The 17,620-nt window shown below is 40.0% G+C and carries 16 protein-coding genes; 8 read left to right on the top strand and 8 right to left on the bottom strand.

All coding sequences use genetic code 11. From position 1 onward, the window contains the following. Window positions 1-5: 5 nt before the first annotated feature. A complete protein-coding gene (gene ilvD / locus CLW00_RS06020) occupies window positions 6-1,682 on the bottom strand; it encodes a dihydroxy-acid dehydratase (protein ID WP_106132766.1) in 1,677 nt (558 codons plus the stop codon). Between the two features lie 532 nt (window positions 1,683-2,214). Here ilvD and ispE point away from each other — a divergent pair. Beyond that, entirely contained in the window at window positions 2,215-3,021 is an 807-nt protein-coding gene (ispE, locus tag CLW00_RS06025; protein WP_106132767.1) for a 4-(cytidine 5'-diphospho)-2-C-methyl-D-erythritol kinase, read from the top strand. A 276-nt stretch (window positions 3,022-3,297) separates the two neighbouring features. Here the strand turns inward: ispE and CLW00_RS06030 are convergent, their stop codons facing one another. From CLW00_RS06030 to tgt, 3 genes are read right to left on the bottom strand one after another with little or no spacing between them, the layout of a single operon-like run. Further along, on the bottom strand, window positions 3,298-4,218 hold the full coding sequence (locus CLW00_RS06030) for a DMT family transporter (protein WP_106132768.1): 921 nt from the start codon (window positions 4,216-4,218) through the stop codon (window positions 3,298-3,300). Beyond that, window positions 4,218-5,291 (bottom strand): LptF/LptG family permease, encoded by a 1,074-nt coding sequence (locus tag CLW00_RS06035; RefSeq protein ID WP_106132769.1) that lies wholly within the window; start codon window positions 5,289-5,291, stop codon window positions 4,218-4,220. Before CLW00_RS06035 ends, CLW00_RS06030 begins: the two co-directional genes overlap by 1 nt. Before the next feature lies 1 nt (window position 5,292). Continuing rightward, the gene (gene tgt, locus CLW00_RS06040; RefSeq protein WP_106132770.1) at window positions 5,293-6,423 is read right to left on the bottom strand and encodes a tRNA guanosine(34) transglycosylase Tgt; all 1,131 of its coding nucleotides are present in this window, start codon (window positions 6,421-6,423) and stop codon (window positions 5,293-5,295) included. 133 nt (window positions 6,424-6,556) lie between these two features. Between tgt and CLW00_RS06045 the strand changes: the two genes are divergently transcribed. After that, window positions 6,557-7,693, top strand: a complete 1,137-nt coding sequence (locus CLW00_RS06045; RefSeq protein ID WP_106133065.1) for a glycosyltransferase — start codon at window positions 6,557-6,559, stop codon at window positions 7,691-7,693. Continuing rightward, window positions 7,684-8,295: a sigma-70 family RNA polymerase sigma factor gene (locus CLW00_RS06050; protein WP_106132771.1), complete on the top strand. Its 612-nt coding sequence runs from the start codon at window positions 7,684-7,686 to the stop codon at window positions 8,293-8,295. The genes CLW00_RS06045 and CLW00_RS06050 overlap by 10 nt, the downstream gene beginning before the upstream one ends. 51 nt (window positions 8,296-8,346) lie before the next feature. Here the strand turns inward: CLW00_RS06050 and nadD are convergent, their stop codons facing one another. The 4 genes from nadD to CLW00_RS06070 all read right to left on the bottom strand — a co-directional run bounded on the left by nadD (window position 8,347) and on the right by CLW00_RS06070 (window position 10,449). Beyond that, on the bottom strand, window positions 8,347-8,913 hold the full coding sequence (nadD, locus tag CLW00_RS06055; RefSeq protein WP_106132772.1) for a nicotinate (nicotinamide) nucleotide adenylyltransferase: 567 nt from the start codon (window positions 8,911-8,913) through the stop codon (window positions 8,347-8,349). A gap of 12 nt (window positions 8,914-8,925) precedes the next feature. After that, window positions 8,926-9,498: a guanylate kinase gene (gene gmk, locus CLW00_RS06060; RefSeq protein WP_106132773.1), complete on the bottom strand. Its 573-nt coding sequence runs from the start codon at window positions 9,496-9,498 to the stop codon at window positions 8,926-8,928. Window positions 9,499-9,502: 4 nt separating this feature from the next. Next, complete coding sequence (locus tag CLW00_RS06065) at window positions 9,503-9,775, bottom strand: anti-sigma factor (RefSeq protein WP_106132774.1); 273 nt, start codon at window positions 9,773-9,775, stop codon at window positions 9,503-9,505. 74 nt (window positions 9,776-9,849) lie between these two features. Further along, on the bottom strand, window positions 9,850-10,449 hold the full coding sequence (locus CLW00_RS06070; protein WP_106132775.1) for a sigma-70 family RNA polymerase sigma factor: 600 nt from the start codon (window positions 10,447-10,449) through the stop codon (window positions 9,850-9,852). Window positions 10,450-10,568: 119 nt separating this feature from the next. On the opposite strand from CLW00_RS06070, the gene CLW00_RS06075 reads away from it, so the two are divergent. From CLW00_RS06075 to CLW00_RS06095, 5 genes are all read left to right on the top strand, one after another. After that, window positions 10,569-11,417 carry a lysophospholipid acyltransferase family protein gene (locus tag CLW00_RS06075; protein ID WP_106132776.1) on the top strand — a complete coding sequence of 283 codons (849 nt, stop codon included), beginning with the start codon at window positions 10,569-10,571 and terminating at the stop codon, window positions 11,415-11,417. A 287-nt stretch (window positions 11,418-11,704) separates the two neighbouring features. Further along, the gene (locus tag CLW00_RS06080) at window positions 11,705-13,960 is read left to right on the top strand and encodes an ATP-dependent helicase (protein ID WP_106132777.1); all 2,256 of its coding nucleotides are present in this window, start codon (window positions 11,705-11,707) and stop codon (window positions 13,958-13,960) included. Window positions 13,961-14,015: 55 nt separating this feature from the next. Next, window positions 14,016-14,693, top strand: coding sequence for a DUF4290 domain-containing protein (locus CLW00_RS06085; protein ID WP_106132778.1), 678 nt, complete (start codon window positions 14,016-14,018; stop codon window positions 14,691-14,693). Further along, window positions 14,694-15,998, top strand: a complete 1,305-nt coding sequence (murA, locus tag CLW00_RS06090; protein ID WP_106132779.1) for a UDP-N-acetylglucosamine 1-carboxyvinyltransferase — start codon at window positions 14,694-14,696, stop codon at window positions 15,996-15,998. Window positions 15,999-16,483: 485 nt separating this feature from the next. Next, window positions 16,484-17,446 carry a bestrophin family protein gene (locus CLW00_RS06095; RefSeq protein WP_106132780.1) on the top strand — a complete coding sequence of 321 codons (963 nt, stop codon included), beginning with the start codon at window positions 16,484-16,486 and terminating at the stop codon, window positions 17,444-17,446. The last annotated feature ends 174 nt before the right edge of the window (window positions 17,447-17,620 follow it).

Genomic DNA, 17,620 nt, shown 5'->3' on the forward strand with positions numbered 1-17,620 from the left:
TTTTATTAGTTGTCGGTTACGCAGCCTTCTGAAGCTGAAGAAACCAATTTATTGTACTTTTTAAGTGTGCCTTGAAGGTCACTGACATCCTTATTTCTCCAAGATTTTCTACGTTCTTCCATTTCTGCCTCAGACACCTCACAGCTCAGCTCAAGAGCATCAGCATCAATGGTTATCATATCACCATCTTTCAACAAGCCAATAGGACCTCCGTTGAATGCTTCGGGGGTGACATGTCCAACCACAAATCCATGCGTACCACCGGAAAATCTTCCGTCTGTGATCAAAGCGACATCAGAACCTAAGCCCGCCCCTATGATCATAGAAGTGGGTTTGAGCATTTCAGGCATTCCTGGACCTCCTTTAGGCCCGATAAACCTGATGACAATCACTTCTCCTTTTTGAACCAGCTTATTTTTTATAGCTTCATTGGCTTCCAACTCCGAATCAAAAACCCTCGCAGGACCTGTAAAAGATTTGCCTTCCTTACCTGAGATTTTTGCCACAGAACCCTCTGGAGCCAAATTCCCCTTAAGGACACACAAGTGACCTGTTTCTTTTAATGGACTTTCAATAGGATGGATTACATTGACCATTGATGGAATCACAGGGTCAATGTTCGCTAGATTTTCCGCCACAGTTTTCCCTGTTACTGTCATGCAATCCCCATGGAGCATGCCATTGTTAAGCAGATATTTCATAAAAGCAGGAAGTCCTCCTTGCTCAAACAAGTCTTCCATTAAGAACTTACCTGATGGCTTGAAATCTCCCAAAAGTGGCGTTTCATGATTGACGCGCTTAAAATCTTCTAAAGTAAAATCTACTCCAGCAGTTTTGGCTATAGCCAATAAATGCAGAACAGCATTTGTACTGCCGCCTAAAGCAACAGCAACGCGTACTGCATTTTCCAGACTTTTCTTAGTGACTATATCTTTGGGCTTGATATCTTTTTCAAGGAGAATCTTGATATAGGCAGATACTTCCTTGCATTCTTGTAATTTTTCATCAGCCGTAGCTGGAGTAGAAGAACTATAAGGAAGTGACATACCGAGAGCTTCTATCGCAGAAGACATGGTATTTGCTGTATACATCCCTCCACATGCACCCGCTCCAGGGCAAGCATTTTCAATTACACCCTGATAGTCCACATCATTCATCTCCCCTTTGACCCTCTTGCCATAAGCCTCAAAAGCAGATACGATGTTAAGCTTTTCTCCTTTATAATTACCCGAACGAATAGTTCCCCCATATACCATAATAGAAGGTCTATTGATACGAAGCATACCCATCACCGCTCCAGGCATGTTTTTGTCACAGCCCGCTACAGCAATACAGGCATCAAAAGAATGGCCGAGTATAAACGACTCTATTGAATCAGCAATGATTTCCCGGGAAACCAAAGAATAGCGCATGCCAAGGGTTCCCATTGAAATCCCGTCAGATATCCCGATGGTATTAAAAACTAAACCGGTCAGATCATGAGCTTTGGTGGCTTCCTTGATCAGACCGGCGAAGTCATTCAGATGCATATTGCAGGGATTACTTTCGTACCCGCAACTTGCTACACCCACGAAGGGCTGATTCATTTGTTTATCAGACATCCCTGTAGCATACAACATGGCTTTGCCTGCAGGGTGTTCTTCATTTTGACTGATTTCCCAGCTGTACTTTTTCAAATTCATAGTTACTTTAGGTCGGTTTGAGCGTTAAAAAAAAAATGCCTCAACTCCTTGAGGCACTTTAGATTGTATGGTTGTTCGTTATAACAGTCTAGCGCCCCGTCATTTATTATAAATGAGAATAATAAAGCTGAGTGGATTGACTAGTTCTAACATGTGGTTGTTGTTCTTTTTTGATTTTTGATTCCACAATATTAAACCCCAGTTTTTTCTTAAACAATATTTAATTTCTTTTTTTAACTCCAGAAAGGCGTAAAATAAAGCTCAAACTATTTTTTATTAAAATTTTATTTCATAAAAATTGAATTACAAGAACTAAACAGAAATAAGGTCTCGATTTATATGGGATTTCAGAATTTTGTATTGAATTCTTGTTTCTTTAAAAAAACTGATAATTCTTTGATTTTTTTTCAAGACAGAAATTTATTATACAATGAATTCACAATCAATACCTGATTTATATGAATAAACCACAATCCATATTTTAGCAAATATTTCACATATTTACACCTTTCAAAAAAATTGGCTTTTACACATGATTAATTTCCCAAATGCTAAAATCAATCTAGGACTTTACATAACAAGTAAAAGAAAGGATGGGTACCATAATCTGGAAACTTGTATGGTGTCAGTGCCATTGTATGATGCTTTGGAAATGATCCCTGCAAAAAAGATGATATTTGAATGTACGGGATTACCTATTCCCGGAAATAGTAAGGGTAACCTGATCCTTAAGGCATATCAACTGCTGAAAAAGGATTTCAATGACCTCCCTCCTGTACATATACACCTGCATAAAAATATACCAATGGGAGCTGGACTTGGTGGGGGTTCTGCTGATGCAGCTTTTGCCCTCAACCTGATGAATCAATTGTTTGACTTGTACCTAGAGGATTGGTTCTTGGAGGAATATGCCGCCAAACTTGGCAGTGACTGCGCTTTTTTCATTCAAAACAGGGCCAAAATAGCTACAGGAAGGGGCGAAATACTGGAACCTATTGATTTGGCTCTGAATGGCAAACACGTTTTGATCATCAACCCAAATATCCATATTGGCACAAAAGAAGCCTATGCTGGCGTGACACCTAAGGCAGCTCCGATTGATCTTAGAGAAGTCCTAGCTGATAGACAACGATGGAAGAATGAATTAGTCAATGATTTTGAAGCAAGCATTTTCCCCAAATATCCTGAGATCGGTGATATCAAAAACCAACTTTATGATATGGGCGCTTTTTATGCTGCCATGTCAGGGTCAGGGTCTACTGTTTTTGGGTTATTTGATAAAAAACCTGTAAAACAGGATTGGGGAAAAGAATATTTTGTCTTTGAAGGGGTGCTTTGAAAAATTACTAATATGCTTATCCGCAATCATGCCACTAATCAATTAAACGAGGATTTATTGGCAAACGGATACTAATAGAAATTGGATATTTATAGATATTGGTTCGAAATCACAGGTTAATTCTATTATTTAGATTTTACTGGTATGAAAGCGGATATACATAATTACTCATCTAAGTTGTTATTATTGAATGAAGTACACCGTCTTCCCTTTTGAGGCAACTATTGCAGAATACAAGACCTTACACCGCTCCAAAATTTGAATCTAAAACCATCCTCAAGCCCTCAGAAGATTATTCCCCTTGGCTTTTCTCCTTTGATAATAATTATAAACCGGATAAATCAGCACAGAAATCAGGATGATCAAAGTCCCGATGTAAAAACCTCCTGACATTTGCTCCTTATCCCCAAAAATCAATACCGCTAACACAATCCCGTACACAGGTTCCAAATTGATCGTAAGGTTGACCGCAAAGGCCGTAATCCTCCGCATCAATTCCACAGAGACCGAAAAAGCATACACAGTACATACACCCCCCAGCAAAAACAACCAAAGCCAATCCAAACCTACCGGCATCAAATTCAAACCATTCTCCGCAAAGAAAATGGCGTAAATCGGCATCAGGATAACTGCAAATAGGCAGGCCCCCATCATCTCATACAAGGTGAGGATATATGGACTATGCCGCTTGGTCAGCCTGCCATTGATGACAGTAAATACAGCACTCAAAAAAGCTGAACCTACTGCCATGAGTAAGCCCAACCAATAATTCAATTCAAATCTGAAAATCACGTATAGGCCAGATATCACCATCAGACCCAAAAATATTTCGAAAGGCTTTACTTTACTGCGATTGGCCAGGGGCTCTACAAATGCTGTCCATAAGGAGGTAGTAGCCATACCCGCAAGGCATACTGATGCGGTAGATACCCTAGCTGCCCAAAAAAACAAAATCCAGTGTAGGGAAATGATAAAACCTGTACCGATTATTTTGATCAACTCTGAACGAGAAACTCTGATTGATTTTTTCTTTACTAAAAATAAAAAACCCAGTAATAATGATGCAATAAGGGTTCTATAAAACACTACCTCTAGTGAGGGAATACTGATCAAAAGGCCCAAAATAGCTGTAAAACCCCAGATCAGCACAATGAAATGCAGCAATAAATAATCCTTGACAGAGGCTTCAGTAGACATTAACGTGGGACTGTTTTGTATAAGACTAGACCCGTAATCGCAAAAACGATATTGGGAATCCAGAGTGAAAGTATGGGATATGCCGAACCAGCCTCTGCAAAAGTCCGGGCCAGCAAGAACATGATGATGTAAACAAAGGCCAATAAAAACCCTAACGCAATCTGAAAACCTGAGCCTCCCCGGGTTTTTCTAGAGGCAACTATCACCCCAATAAAAGTCAATAGCACAGCGGCAAATGGAGACATGTAGCGGACGTACTTTTCTATTTTGTAATAGTTGACATTGTCTGCGCCTCGCTCTTCCAATATTTGTATTTGCCTGTTGAGGTCAGGTAATTTCAAGGTTTCATGGTGATTGGAAGGCAAGTCAAAATCATCCGGTGTGATAGAAAGCAGGGTATCCAAAGTCTCCCCAACCGAGTACTTTTCACCCCATTCTTCCAATTCCCGCAAACGCCAATTTCTCAATTGCCAGGAATTAATGGCCGTATCCCAAACAATTCTGTCTGCGGAAAGCTTGGCAATCAACTGTCCATCACGGATCTGTTCCAATGTAAAACTATACCCGGTGTTACCAGAAGTATAATACCTCGAAATATAGGCATAGACATCAGGAGCTACTTTGACATGGATATTAGTTTCTGTGTAAAACTTCTCTTCATCCAGCCAGCGGGATTTAAATTCGGTCACACCTGCCGTAGCACCTGGAAGCACCCATCCATTGAGCAAAAAAGCTGCTGCTCCTATTAAAGAAGCTCCTATAAAGAAAGGAACCAGCATCCGCATAAAACTTGTACCACTGCTGAGTATGGCGACTATTTCGGTCCTGCCTGCCATTTTGGAAGTAATAAAAATTACCGATATAAAGACCGTAATCGGAGTGAGCAAATTATTGAGGTATAGCCCATAATTCCCCAAATAGATCATGATCTCCGTGGCAGGAACCTGATTTCTGATAAACTTGTCATTCTTTTCGGTAAAGTCTAGTACCAAAACAATAAGGATCAGCATCAAAACCACAAAAAAGTAGGTTTTGAGGAAATCCTTAATGATCAATTTATCGAGAATCTTCATTTTAAAGTCTTCTGCTTACTTTTTCTACCATCTGATTCTTCCAAACGGCAAAATCACCTGCAATGATATGTTCTCTTGCCTGCGTCACCAGCCAAAGGTAAAAACTTAGGTTATGTATACTGGCAATCTGTGCTGCCAATATTTCTTTAGAAATGACCAAGTGCCTTAAATATGCTTTGGAATAAAATGAGCTTACATAAGAATTGATGTGCGGGTCAATTGGGCTAAAATCATCTTTCCACTTTTCATTTCTCATGTTCATAATACCTTCAGAAGTGAAAAGCATGCCATTTCTGGCATTTCTTGTAGGCATTACGCAGTCAAACATATCTACACCCAGAGCAATACCTTCCAGGATATTGGCCGGAGTACCTACCCCCATCAGATAGCGTGGCTTATCCGCTGGAAGAATATCAGTGACCATATCCGTCATTTCGTACATATCCTCTACTGGTTCTCCTACAGATAGACCACCAATAGCATTCCCTTCCCTATCGCATGAAGCCACGAATTCTGCAGATTGCCTTCTAAGGTCTTTGAACACACTTCCCTGAACTATTGGAAACAAGGCCTGACTGTAACCATATTTACCTTCAGTAGTATCAAACCTTTGGATACACCTCTTGAGCCAACGATGGGTTAGTTCCATTGAATTTCTGGCGTAATCGTGTGTACAAGGATATGGGGGGCACTCATCAAATGCCATGATGATATCCGCTCCAATGATCCTTTGGATGTCCATCACTCCCTCGGGACTGAAAAGGTGTTTTGATCCATCTATATGCGATTTGAAAACAGCCCCTTCCTCAGTAAGCTTCCTGTTTTCGGCTAAAGAAAAAACCTGATATCCACCAGAGTCTGTCAAAATTGGCTTAGACCAACCGTTGAATTTATGTAAACCACCTGCCCTTTCCAGTATATCAAGTCCTGGTCTTAGGTACAAATGGTAGGTATTGCCTAATATAATCTGGGCTTTGACATCATATGTCAACTCTCTTTGATGCACGGCCTTTACAGAACCCGCTGTACCCACGGGCATAAAAATAGGGGTTGCGATATCCCCGTGATCTGTTTTGATTACACCTGCCCTTGCTTTACTCTTTGGGTCAGTAGCTTCTAAATTGAATTTCATGAACTGTTTTCTTCACAACTCCATAAATATTAGAGAGTTGTTAATTTTTTCCTTAATTGAGGGACAAAAATATAAGCTTATTCTTAAATGAATGCTCAAATTGCTTATATATTTGTTTGTTAAACTGATTCAGATGTTATTAGATATTTTGTGGATTGTATTTCTACTTGCGCTGGGCGTACAACTATTTTATATTTTAATCATTTTTGGAAGAATATCTTTTTTTTACCGAAGTAAAATTTCTTCAGGTCAAAGCAACCAAGAGGGTGTCACTGTCATAGTAGCGGCGCATAATGAAAAAGAAAATCTAAAAAAACTCATCCCGATACTTTGTGAACAGAATTACCCGAATTATGATGTAATGATCATCAACGACAGATCCAATGATGGCACCAAAGGTCTCTTGGAGGAAATGATGTCCAAGTACCCCAAGCTGAGGACTGTCACCATCCAATACACCCCAGATCATGTCACTGCAAAAAAATATGCACTTACCCTTGGTATCAAAGTAGCCAAAAATGACGTCCTGTTGTTGACAGACGCTGATTGCCTTCCGCAGTCAGACAAATGGATCAGTCGTATGACAGCACCGATAAGAGTAGACAAAAAAACATTTGCACTGGGTTTCTCCCAATACAGTCAAGGTAAAGGGATTCTAAATAGCTGGATCCAATTCGAAACCCTTTGGACAGGCTTACAATACATATCCTTCGCCCTATGGAAGTCCCCATTTATGGGAGTTGGCCGTAACCTTAGTTACCGAAAAAGTTTTTTTATGGAGAAAAAGGCATTCAAGGGCTTATGGCATATAGAGTGTGGGGATGATGACCTTTTTGTCAATCAATACGCATCAGGAAACAATACCGCCGTAGTCGTGGACCCAGAAAGCATAACCATCAGTACACCCAAAACTACTTGGAGCGCATATTTCACACAAAAAAAGAGACATTTTCACGCAGGAAAATATTACAAGTCAAGTGATAAACAGAAAATTGGACTGTATTCATTTTCTCACCTGCTTTTTTGGACTATAGGTATTTCTTTACTGGTTATTTTGGGAATAGAGCAGAAATGGGAACATTTTGCGATAATTTTAGGTATAATTATTGTCCGTTCTATATTGCTCACATCGGTATTTACTTCTGCAAGAAAAAAGCTCGAGGGAAAGTCAAACATGTTCTGGACAGGTTTCTTCGACCTTATGTATATCGGTTACTTTTGGATCGTAGGAGCATTTGGATACCAATCAAAGAAAGTTAGATGGAAATAAACGAACGAGGATTTTCAAAAAAGGCATTAGAAGATTTTGAATTGATTGACAAAGCTGTCATCGATCAAGACCAACAAGCCTATGCCACTTTGATGAAGCGGTATAAAAAGGCCGTATATTTTATGATCTTAAAAATGATCAGGGATGCCGATGATGCTGATGACCTCACCATGGAAGCTTTTGCAAAGGCTTTCAAAAACCTCCATCGCTTTAAAAAAGATTATACCTTTAGTACATGGTTGTTTAGGATAGCGACCAATAACACCATTGACTTTATCCGGAAAAAGAAACTCAAAACCATGAGTCTCAACACCACCCTAAGTGATGATGGTGGTAATGCCGTGACCATCGACGTAGAGGATGATGACAACAATCCACAGGATGAATTCATCAAGTCCCAGCGGAAGGAAATGGTGAGGATTTTTGTAGACAAATTGCCAGACAAGTATCGAAGGCTCGTCGAATTGCGCTATTTCCAGGAGTTGTCCTATGAAGAAATTGCGCAGGAACTTGAAAAACCTCTTGGAACGGTCAAAGCACAGTTGCACAGGTCACGGGAATTGCTTTCTGAAATAGCTGCGGGGAAAAAGAAACATATCTGATCAATCACAATAAACTTGGAGGGCTGTAGTGCTTAAGTTCTGAAATAAATCTTATAAAAACAGCTTTTTATCCCTTATGTACTCCTCTACCGCTGTGGGGATTAAATATTTTACTGATTTTCCCTTCCTGATAGTTTTTCTGATAAAAGTCGCTGAAATATCCATTAGCGGGGCTTCCACAAACCTTACATTGGGATGGTTAAATTCTGGAGAAGAGCCCGGACGGGGATAGACATACAGTCCGTAATTTTCCAAAATCACTTCATGATTTTTCCATTTGTGGAAGTGAGTGAGGTTGTCAGCACCTACGATCAACTTGAATGTATGGTCGGGATATTTTTCTGATAGGTAGGTGAGGGTATCAACTGTGTAACTTGGCCTGGGCATATGGAACTCCACGTCAGTAACCCTAAAATAAAAATGATCGGCGATGGCGAGCTCTACCATCTTATGCCGATCAAATTCATGCAGTAAGGTTTTTTGCTTTTTGAAGGGGTTCTGAGGACTAACCACAAACCACACTTCGTCAAGGTCTGTCTGATCCTGCATCACATTGGCTATCACGAGATGTCCTATGTGAACAGGATTAAAAGATCCAAAAAATAAACCTATTTTCAAAGCGATTGTTTTTTATTTGGATAAGAAATCACCCACTAATTTTTCTGCAGTCTCAAAGGAATGCTGCATATTGTCATTAAGAATTGTGACATCAAATTGATCTTCGAATGTAGCTTCAAACTTAGCTTTGTACAACCTCCTGGACAAACTTTCCTCTGTTTCTGTCCCTCTATCTTTCAACCTATCATGAAGCACCTCCATGGAGGGCACTTTGACATATATCGCAAGGGCCTTGTCTCCAAAATATTTTTTAAGATTTACACCTCCTTTGACATCAACATCAAAAATCACATGCTTACCTTCATCCCAAAGTCGCTGAATTTCTTCTTTTAAGGTGCCGTAAAAATTACCTTCATAGACTTCTTCCCATTCAATGAAGGCATTTGTATCAATTTTTTGCTTAAACTCTTCTGGAGTCAAAAAATAATAATCCTTTCCATTTTCTTCAGTTCTGCCACGCTTATCACGCGTAGATGCTGAGATTGAAAACCCTAGGTTGGGGAATTTTTGAATCAAGTGCCTGACGATCGTAGTTTTTCCCGAACCAGATGGGGCTGAAAAAATAATTGCTTTTCCTGAGGACATGTGTTTACTTAATTTCCTGGATTTTTTCTCTTATGTTGGCGATTAGTTCCGCTGGCGTACTCTGCTTGGTACATTTTGTTTTCAGCACTTCCCTTATGGCCTGTTCTAGGTGGTAATGCTCAAAACATGGGGCACATTTTGCAAGCTTCTCATCCATTACCTCCTTTGAATTTGGGAGATTTTCACCGTCCAAGATACTCTCCAAAAGTTGAAAGCATTTGCTGACATCCTGACACGTTAATTTCCTTTCTCCGGACGCTGCTGACTTATTATCCATTTTACTTGATTAATTTACACTTGTAATTTCTCTTCATATTCGATTCTACTGATGAATCACATTCCAATGAAGTTTTATTCATCTTCGTCTTCATCTGTTTTGTAACCCATGTTCTGTGCATAGGAACGCAGTTTTTCTTTCAATAAGTTCCTTGCCCTGTGGAGCCTTGACCTTACAGTTCCGATAGGTATGTCAAGGATTTTAGCCATTTCTTCGTATGTAAATCCTTCCAAATCACAGAGGATGATCACTGTCCGGAAATCTACCGCCAAGCTATTGAGTGCATTTGAAATCTCATCACCCAGCATATCTTTGACAGCATCGACCCTCAAATCTGTAGTGATACCGTAATCAACATCATCGGAGTTGTAATAAGTTTCAACATCCTGATAATCAACTTTAGCAGGTTGCTTGCTCTTCTTACGGTAGTCGTTGATGAAGGAGTTTTTCAGGATTCGAAACAGCCATGCCTTGGCATTGGTTCCTTGCTCAAAGGAATTGATAAAACGGTAAGCCTTGAGGTAAGTGTCCTGTACCAGGTCCTTGGCATCATCTTCGTCAAAAGTTAATCTGTAGCCAAAGTTGTACATAGAATCTATGTGCGGCATAAATTCATTATCAAATATATTGTTCTTTTCCTGATCGGAATATTTTTTTCTTTGCACTTCAGACATAAGCTTCAAAAGTAATCAAAGGGTCAATTTATCACTAATTTTTTTGAATAAAGTCGAGGCTTTTGGCTTATTTTGACCTTTTATATTCCTAAGGCTACAGGCAAAAGCCAGCTTTCTTTATGTTTATTTTCAAAATACTATCCTTATTCCCACTGTGGTCACTGTATTTATTGACTGATATGGTATACCTTTTGGGGTATTTTGTAATCGGTTACAGAAAAAAAATAATCTTCAAAAACATAAGAGAGGCCTTTCCGCAAAAATCTGAAAAGGAAGTAGAGACTATTGCCAAAAAATTTTTCAGAAACTTGACTGACTCCTTTGCCGAAATCATCAAATCCTACAGTATTTCAGCCCAAGACCTGGACAATAGAGTAAAAATCATCAATCACCATCTGGTCACTCAGGCAATTGAAGACGGACAGGTGATTATTGGCCTTCAAGGCCACTTTTTCAACTGGGAATGGCATCTATTGCAAATGACTGCCAATATTGAAAAAAGGTGTGATGTTGTCTATGCCAAGGTGAGTAACCCTTTTTTTGAGAAGCTAATGATGACCATCCGTACCAGATTTGGGGTTGACATGGTAGAAAAAGAAGCTTTTCAGCGCGATTTCCTAAAAAAGAGAAACCTGCCAAGATTAATAGTCCTAGCAGCAGATCAAAGACCAGGTAACCGTGATATTCGGTATTGGACCAAATTTATGAACAGGGAAACGGCATTTTTTGAAGGAGCTGAAAAACTGGCAAAAAGGTTCAAACACCCCGTCATCTATGCCCATGTCCACAAACCAAAAAGGGGACACTATGTTTTTACCTATGAAATAATGGACCAGCCTCCCTATGAAGGTAATCCAGATCATAGCATCACGGATAGGTTTATTCATTTGTTGGAAGCCAATATCAGAGAACAACCCGAAACTTACCTATGGAGTCATAATAGATGGAAATGGAAAAAGGGTGATTAGGCGCTGGGAATAAGGCTTAAAAATGACTACTATAGATTCTATCATCAAACTGAGTAAGCTAGCGACTATTGACAATGATCTAATCTTAGGGATATTAGGGGCTTTAAGTCAAAGGGAAATAAATCAGGTAAATGTTGGTTTAAAGTAAATTTTTGAACTGGTATAATTTTTTGCAGCAACATTTAAGAAAAATTCCAAAAAGAAAAGAACTCAATTAATTTCTTTCTCCAAACTCTCTCATCCATCTCAAAATCCCTAAATTTGACTTTTGTTGGTAAATTAAGCGCATGGAGTATTTAGAAGGATTAAACCCACCCCAAAGAGAAGCAGTAGAACATACGGACGGACCTGTAATGATCATCGCAGGTGCAGGTTCAGGCAAAACCCGAGTCCTCACTTTTAGAATCGCACACCTGATTCACGCCAAAGGTGTTGACCCTTTTCAAATTCTTTCTCTGACCTTTACGAATAAGGCCGCTGCAGAAATGAAGCACCGAATTGAGAGGCTGATTGGTTTGGAAGCACGTAATACATGGATGGGAACTTTTCACTCTATTTTTGCCAAAATACTAAGGGTAGAAGCGGATAAACTGGGGTATCCTTCCAATTTCTCAATTTATGACTCCGACGACAGCAAGTCTCTGATCAGAAGTATTGTAAAAGAAATGCGGCTTGATGACAAGGTTTACAAAGCCAATACCGTTCTTTCAAGAATCTCAGGCGCCAAAAACAGACTCATCGGTTGGGAAGCTTACCTCAACGACCCATACATAAAAGCTGATGATGATGCCGCTATGAAACCTAAGGTGGGTGAGATCTACAGAAACTATCAAAAGCGCCTTTTCAAGTCCGGCGCTATGGATTTTGACGATTTGCTCTTCAATACCAATGTGCTCTTTCGCGATCACGTAGACGTGCTCAATAAGTACCAACAACGCTTTAGGTATGTGATGGTGGATGAGTTTCAAGACACAAACCTATCCCAATACCTCATCACCAAAAAACTAGCAGCAGTACACCAAAACATCTGTGTGGTCGGTGATGATGCACAGAGTATTTATGCCTTTCGCGGCGCCGATATCCAGAATATTCTCAATTTTGAAAAAGACTACCCTGACTTATTTGTAGTCAAATTGGAGCAAAATTACCGCTCGACCAAAAATATCGTACAGGCTGCCAATAGCATCATAGCCAAAAACAAGGCACAACTGAAGAAAGATGTCTGGACGCAAAACAAAGATGGAGACCTCATAGAGCTCATCAAGGCCAGTTCAGACAATGAGGAGGGCAGGATGGTAGCCACGACTATTTTTGAAGAAAAAAACAACAAAAAACTCGACAACAGCGATTTTGCGGTTCTTTACCGGACCAACTCCCAATCCAGGTCAATAGAAGAAGCCCTCCGCAAAATGAACATCACCTACAAAATTGTGGGTGGACTTTCTTTTTACCAAAGGAAAGAAATCAAAGACCTGATGGCTTACATGCGCTTTATTGTCAATCGAGACGATGAGGAAGCATTCAAAAGAATTATCAATTACCCCAAAAGGGGCATCGGGGATACTACTGTAGAAAAAATGCTCGTAGCAGCATATGAACATGATTTACCCCTGTGGGAAGTCATGACCAATGCGGCAAGTTTTCTCCCAGGAAGAGCTGCAAATGCGGTGGAAGACTTCTCGGTGATGATCAAGAGTTTTGGGATAGAAGTAGAGCGGAAAGATGCCTTCGAAGCGGCAAATTCTATAGCCAAACAATCGGGCCTCTTGCGTGAACTCTACGAAGACAAGACTATCGAAGGGCTCAACCGATACGAAAACGTTCAGGAATTACTGAATGCCATCAAAGAGTATGTAGACAATACGGAAAATGAAGACAAAAGCCTCGGTGCTTTTCTACAGGAAATTGCCTTGCTCACAGACAATGACAGGGATAAGGATACAAGTGATGCTGTGACATTAATGACTATTCATTCCTCTAAAGGACTTGAATTCAAACAGGTTTTTGTCGTTGGAATGGAAGAAGACCTATTCCCTTCTCAGATGATGATGCAAAGTAGAGAGGACTTAGAAGAGGAAAGAAGGCTATTTTATGTGGCCACTACCAGGGCGATGGACAAGCTCTATATGACCTATGCATTGACGAGGTACCGCTTTGGCAGATTGCTCAATTGCGAACCAAGTAGGTTTCTGGAGGAAGTAGACCCTTCATGTATCAAAGTGAACAAAAGAATGACAACAGCTTTGTCAGGAGCGTTGAGGAACGAATCCAGTGAAGGTAGGACGGGGTTCGTCGGTTTGAAAAGGCCAAATGTCAGACCCGCAACAACAGCCAAGGTCCATACACCGAGCCCTGACTTCAAGCCATCAAACACCAACAACCTCGCTGCAGGCATGAAAGTTGAGCATCCTAAATTTGGTTTTGGATTGGTAAACAAAATCGAGGTGGAAGGAATTAACAGAAAAGCCAGCATAGCTTTTGATAATTTTGGAGAAAAGACTTTATTACTTAGCTTTGCGAAGCTTCGGATAGTAGAAGATTAAGGCCCATGCATATTTTTATTTTTAAATTTCGTCAGGCCTTACAAAAATTTATCCCATGGAAAATACAGATAGCAACAAGCATTTAGTCACGTTGAAAGAATACGGAAAAAACATCCAGAGATTGGCGCTGCACATCTCTGAAATCGAAGACAGGGATAAGCGCACTCAAAGTGTGTACACCTTGGTAGAATTGGTCAAGCAGCTCAATCCTCAGATGAAGGCAGAAAATGACCAAAAAATATGGGATGACCTGCACATCATGTCAGGCTTCAAACTTGACGTGGATGGGCCTTATCCAAAACCTGCAGAAGACGTTCTTTTCAGGAAACCAAAAATTGTTGGTTACCCGAAAGGTGAAGTCAGGTTCAAACATTATGGCCGCAATATTGAAAAGCTGATCGAAAAAGCCATTGAAATAGAAGATGATGAAGAGCAGGAAGCTGCTATTATCTATATCGGCCAATTGATGAGAAGTTTTCACTCCACTTGGAACAGAGACAATTTTGATGACCAGATTATCTTAGATGATATCAAAACCCTTTCCAGAGGGAAATTACATATAGACTTGGAAAAAGTCAGGGAAATGGGACTTTTTGAAACCAATACCAGGAGAGATTTTAAACTACCTTCTGAACCTGAATCTTCTTCTAACAACAACAGAAGAAAATACAGTAGCAACAATAACAACAACGACAGAAGAAGAAACGGGGGGCACTCCAAAAAACGCAGATAAATGGCATCATTTAAAGTAAAAGGAGGCTTAAAGCTCAAAGGTGAAATAATTCCCCAAGGAGCAAAAAACGAGGCCTTGCAGATTCTCTGTGCAGTATTATTGACTGCAGAAAAGGTAACCATTAACAAAATCCCAAACATCAGGGATGTAAATAAACTGATCGAACTTTTAGGGGAGATGGGGGTCAAAGTAGAACAACTGGCACCTGAATCCTATTCTTTCCAGGCGGATAACATTAACCTGGAATACCTCGAAACCAGTGATTTTCTAACCAAGGCCTCTTCATTAAGGGGGTCAGTGATGATTTTAGGACCGCTATTGGCAAGATTTGGAACAGGCAGGTTGTCCAAGCCCGGAGGTGACAAAATCGGCCGTAGAAGAATGGATACTCACTTTACAGGTTTTCAAAAACTGGGGGCTGAGTTCCACTACGATAAGAAAAAAGAAATTTACCATATAGATGGCAAAAATCTCAAAGGCACCTACATGCTGCTCGACGAGGCATCTGTAACAGGTACAGCCAATATCTTGATGGCGGCTGTCATGGCTGAAGGTAAAACCACCATTTACAATGCTGCATGTGAACCATATTTGCAACAGCTATGTGACATGCTCAACCGAATGGGAGCCAAAATCACTGGAGTAGGCTCTAACTTGTTGCATATCGAAGGGGTAAAAGAATTAAAAGGCACAGATCATACCCTATTGCCGGATATGATTGAAATAGGGTCTTTTATTGGTTTGGCAGCGATGACTCAATCTGAAATCACCATCAAAGATGCTCAAATACACCGTTTAGGGATCATTCCAGAGACCTTCAAACGAATGGGTATCAAGATGGAGTTTAGAGGTGATGATATCCATATACCGGCTCAAAAACATTTCGAAATAGAGACTTTTATTGACGGCTCCATTTTGACGATTGCTGATGCCATTTGGCCAGGATTTACCCCTGATTTGCTCAGTATCGTATTGGTCACAGCTACACAGGCAAAAGGTACCGTATTGGTTCATCAGAAAATGTTCGAAAGTAGGTTGTTCTTTGTCGATAAACTGATTGATATGGGCGCGCAGATTATCCTTTGCGACCCACATAGAGCGACGGTAATTGGGTTGGATAGAAAATATCCACTCAGGGGAATCCGAATGACCTCACCTGATATTCGAGCAGGAGTATCATTATTGATAGCAGCCATGTCAGCCGAAGGCACTTCAGTCATTGACAACATTGAACAGATTGATAGAGGATACCAATACATCGATGAGCGTCTTAATGCACTTGGTGCACAAATAGAGCGAATTTAAATATCAGACCTCATATTTAGACCTGTCAGTTTACCTATAACTGGCAGGTCTTTTTTTTTGCCTTCAAGTCTGTAGTTTAATTGTAGATCTTAGATTGTAGATTGTAGATTTCAGATCTTAGATTTTAGATTGGGGTCAGTATTGAGTTGAAGGTTTGGTGTATCGGTCTCAGTTCATCAATTCATCAGTTCGTCAGTTCATCAATACATCAATTCATCAGTTCATCAATTCGTCAATTAATCACTTCCCAAAACATACAATCAACCCAACCTTTAAAACAACAATTGTAGATTTTAGATTTTAGATTGGGGTCAGTATTGAGTTGAAGGTTTGGTGTATCGGTCTCAGTTCGTCAATTCATCAATTCGTCAATTCACCAATTCATCAACACCTCAATTCTCCTCCTAAAAATGAGTAATTAGAAGATTTAACGGGATCATAGGGTAGGAATTTGTAATTTAATATCCTGAAAAATTTTTATAAACATGATCGTAAGAAGAAACCTCAAGCTCAAGATGATCCTCCATTACACATGGAGACAGCTGGCCTATTACCTCTTTTTATCAACTTCTATTGTTGTCTTACACGACATATATGAAATTGTCATTTTTAACATTCCAAGCTATACGATAGCCGCCCTAGGTACAGCATTGGCAATATTTCTGGGATTTAAAAATGACCATGCTTACGACAGGTGGTGGGAAGCAAGAAAAATCTGGGGCTTGATGGTGAATTACAGCCGCGCTTGGACACGGCAAGTGACTACAATGGTGATGTCGCTGGACAGCCATGAGAATGAAGAAATCAAAGCATTCCAAAAAACCTTGGTCTACAGGCATATCGCATTTGTCAATGCCTTGAGGGTGTTTTTAAGAATAAAGAACACCTACAACAAAGACCAAAGTGAGATGTTTGAAGATGACAATACCTATGCGGATACCAAGCCGTTTTTAAGTGAAGAGGAGTATAAAATCTTTTGCTCCCAAGACAATCCTCCCAACTATTTGCTTCAACAACAAGGTTCGGATTTAAATTTGGCTTTTAGAAAAGGCTGGCTAAGTGACTACAGGTTTGTGAAAATGGAGGAAACTTTAGTAGACTTCAATGATATCCAAGGAATGAGTGAACGCATAAAAAACACCCCACTACCAAGGCAATACACTTTTTTCTCAAGAGTTTTTGTGTTGATCCATTGCACTTTGTTGCCTATGGTTTTTGTAAGTGAATTGGGTTGGAAAACAATTCCGATTGCATTGGCCGTTTCATTCGTGTTTTTGGCGCTAGACCTGATTGGCGAACGTACAGAAGATCCTTTCGAAAATAGGCTGGAAGATACTCCAATGTCCTCATTGAGTGTAACTATAGAAACCAACCTCAAAGAACAGCTCAAGGAGAGCAAAATCAATTTCCCCAAGAAGTATGAACCTGAAAATGGAATTGTCTTTTGATTGAGGAGTTCACAATTGTAGATTTTAGATCTTAGATTTTTGATTTTAGATTGGGGTCAATACTGAGTTGAAGGTTTGGTGTACTGGTCTCAGTTCGTCAGTTCGTCAATTCATCAGTTCATCAAAAATTCAATCAACACAACCTTTAACCCAATAATTGTAGATCTTAGATTT

Source organism: Mongoliibacter ruber, from assembly GCF_003003005.1.
Classification (GTDB): Bacteria; Bacteroidota; Bacteroidia; order Cytophagales; family Cyclobacteriaceae; genus Mongoliibacter; species Mongoliibacter ruber.

Bases quoted from the DNA above. Each gene is read 5' to 3' on its own strand.
- gmk (WP_106132773.1), bottom strand. From the start codon at position 9,498: ATGTCCTCAGGAAAAGCAATTATTTTTTCAGCCCCATCTGGTTCGGGA.
- murA (WP_106132779.1), top strand. From the start codon at position 14,694: ATGGCATCATTTAAAGTAAAAGGAGGCTTAAAGCTCAAAGGTGAAATA.
- ispE (WP_106132767.1), top strand. From the start codon at position 2,215: ATGATTAATTTCCCAAATGCTAAAATCAATCTAGGACTTTACATAACA.
- CLW00_RS06030 (WP_106132768.1), bottom strand. From the start codon at position 4,218: ATGTCTACTGAAGCCTCTGTCAAGGATTATTTATTGCTGCATTTCATT.
- CLW00_RS06075 (WP_106132776.1), top strand. From the start codon at position 10,569: ATGTTTATTTTCAAAATACTATCCTTATTCCCACTGTGGTCACTGTAT.
- CLW00_RS06080 (WP_106132777.1), top strand. From the start codon at position 11,705: ATGGAGTATTTAGAAGGATTAAACCCACCCCAAAGAGAAGCAGTAGAA.
- CLW00_RS06095 (WP_106132780.1), top strand. From the start codon at position 16,484: ATGATCGTAAGAAGAAACCTCAAGCTCAAGATGATCCTCCATTACACA.
- CLW00_RS06045 (WP_106133065.1), top strand. From the start codon at position 6,557: ATGTTATTAGATATTTTGTGGATTGTATTTCTACTTGCGCTGGGCGTA.
- tgt (WP_106132770.1), bottom strand. From the start codon at position 6,423: ATGAAATTCAATTTAGAAGCTACTGACCCAAAGAGTAAAGCAAGGGCA.
- CLW00_RS06065 (WP_106132774.1), bottom strand. From the start codon at position 9,775: ATGGATAATAAGTCAGCAGCGTCCGGAGAAAGGAAATTAACGTGTCAG.
- CLW00_RS06085 (WP_106132778.1), top strand. From the start codon at position 14,016: ATGGAAAATACAGATAGCAACAAGCATTTAGTCACGTTGAAAGAATAC.
- CLW00_RS06035 (WP_106132769.1), bottom strand. From the start codon at position 5,291: ATGAAGATTCTCGATAAATTGATCATTAAGGATTTCCTCAAAACCTAC.
- CLW00_RS06070 (WP_106132775.1), bottom strand. From the start codon at position 10,449: ATGTCTGAAGTGCAAAGAAAAAAATATTCCGATCAGGAAAAGAACAAT.
- ilvD (WP_106132766.1), bottom strand. From the start codon at position 1,682: ATGAATTTGAAAAAGTACAGCTGGGAAATCAGTCAAAATGAAGAACAC.
- CLW00_RS06050 (WP_106132771.1), top strand. From the start codon at position 7,684: ATGGAAATAAACGAACGAGGATTTTCAAAAAAGGCATTAGAAGATTTT.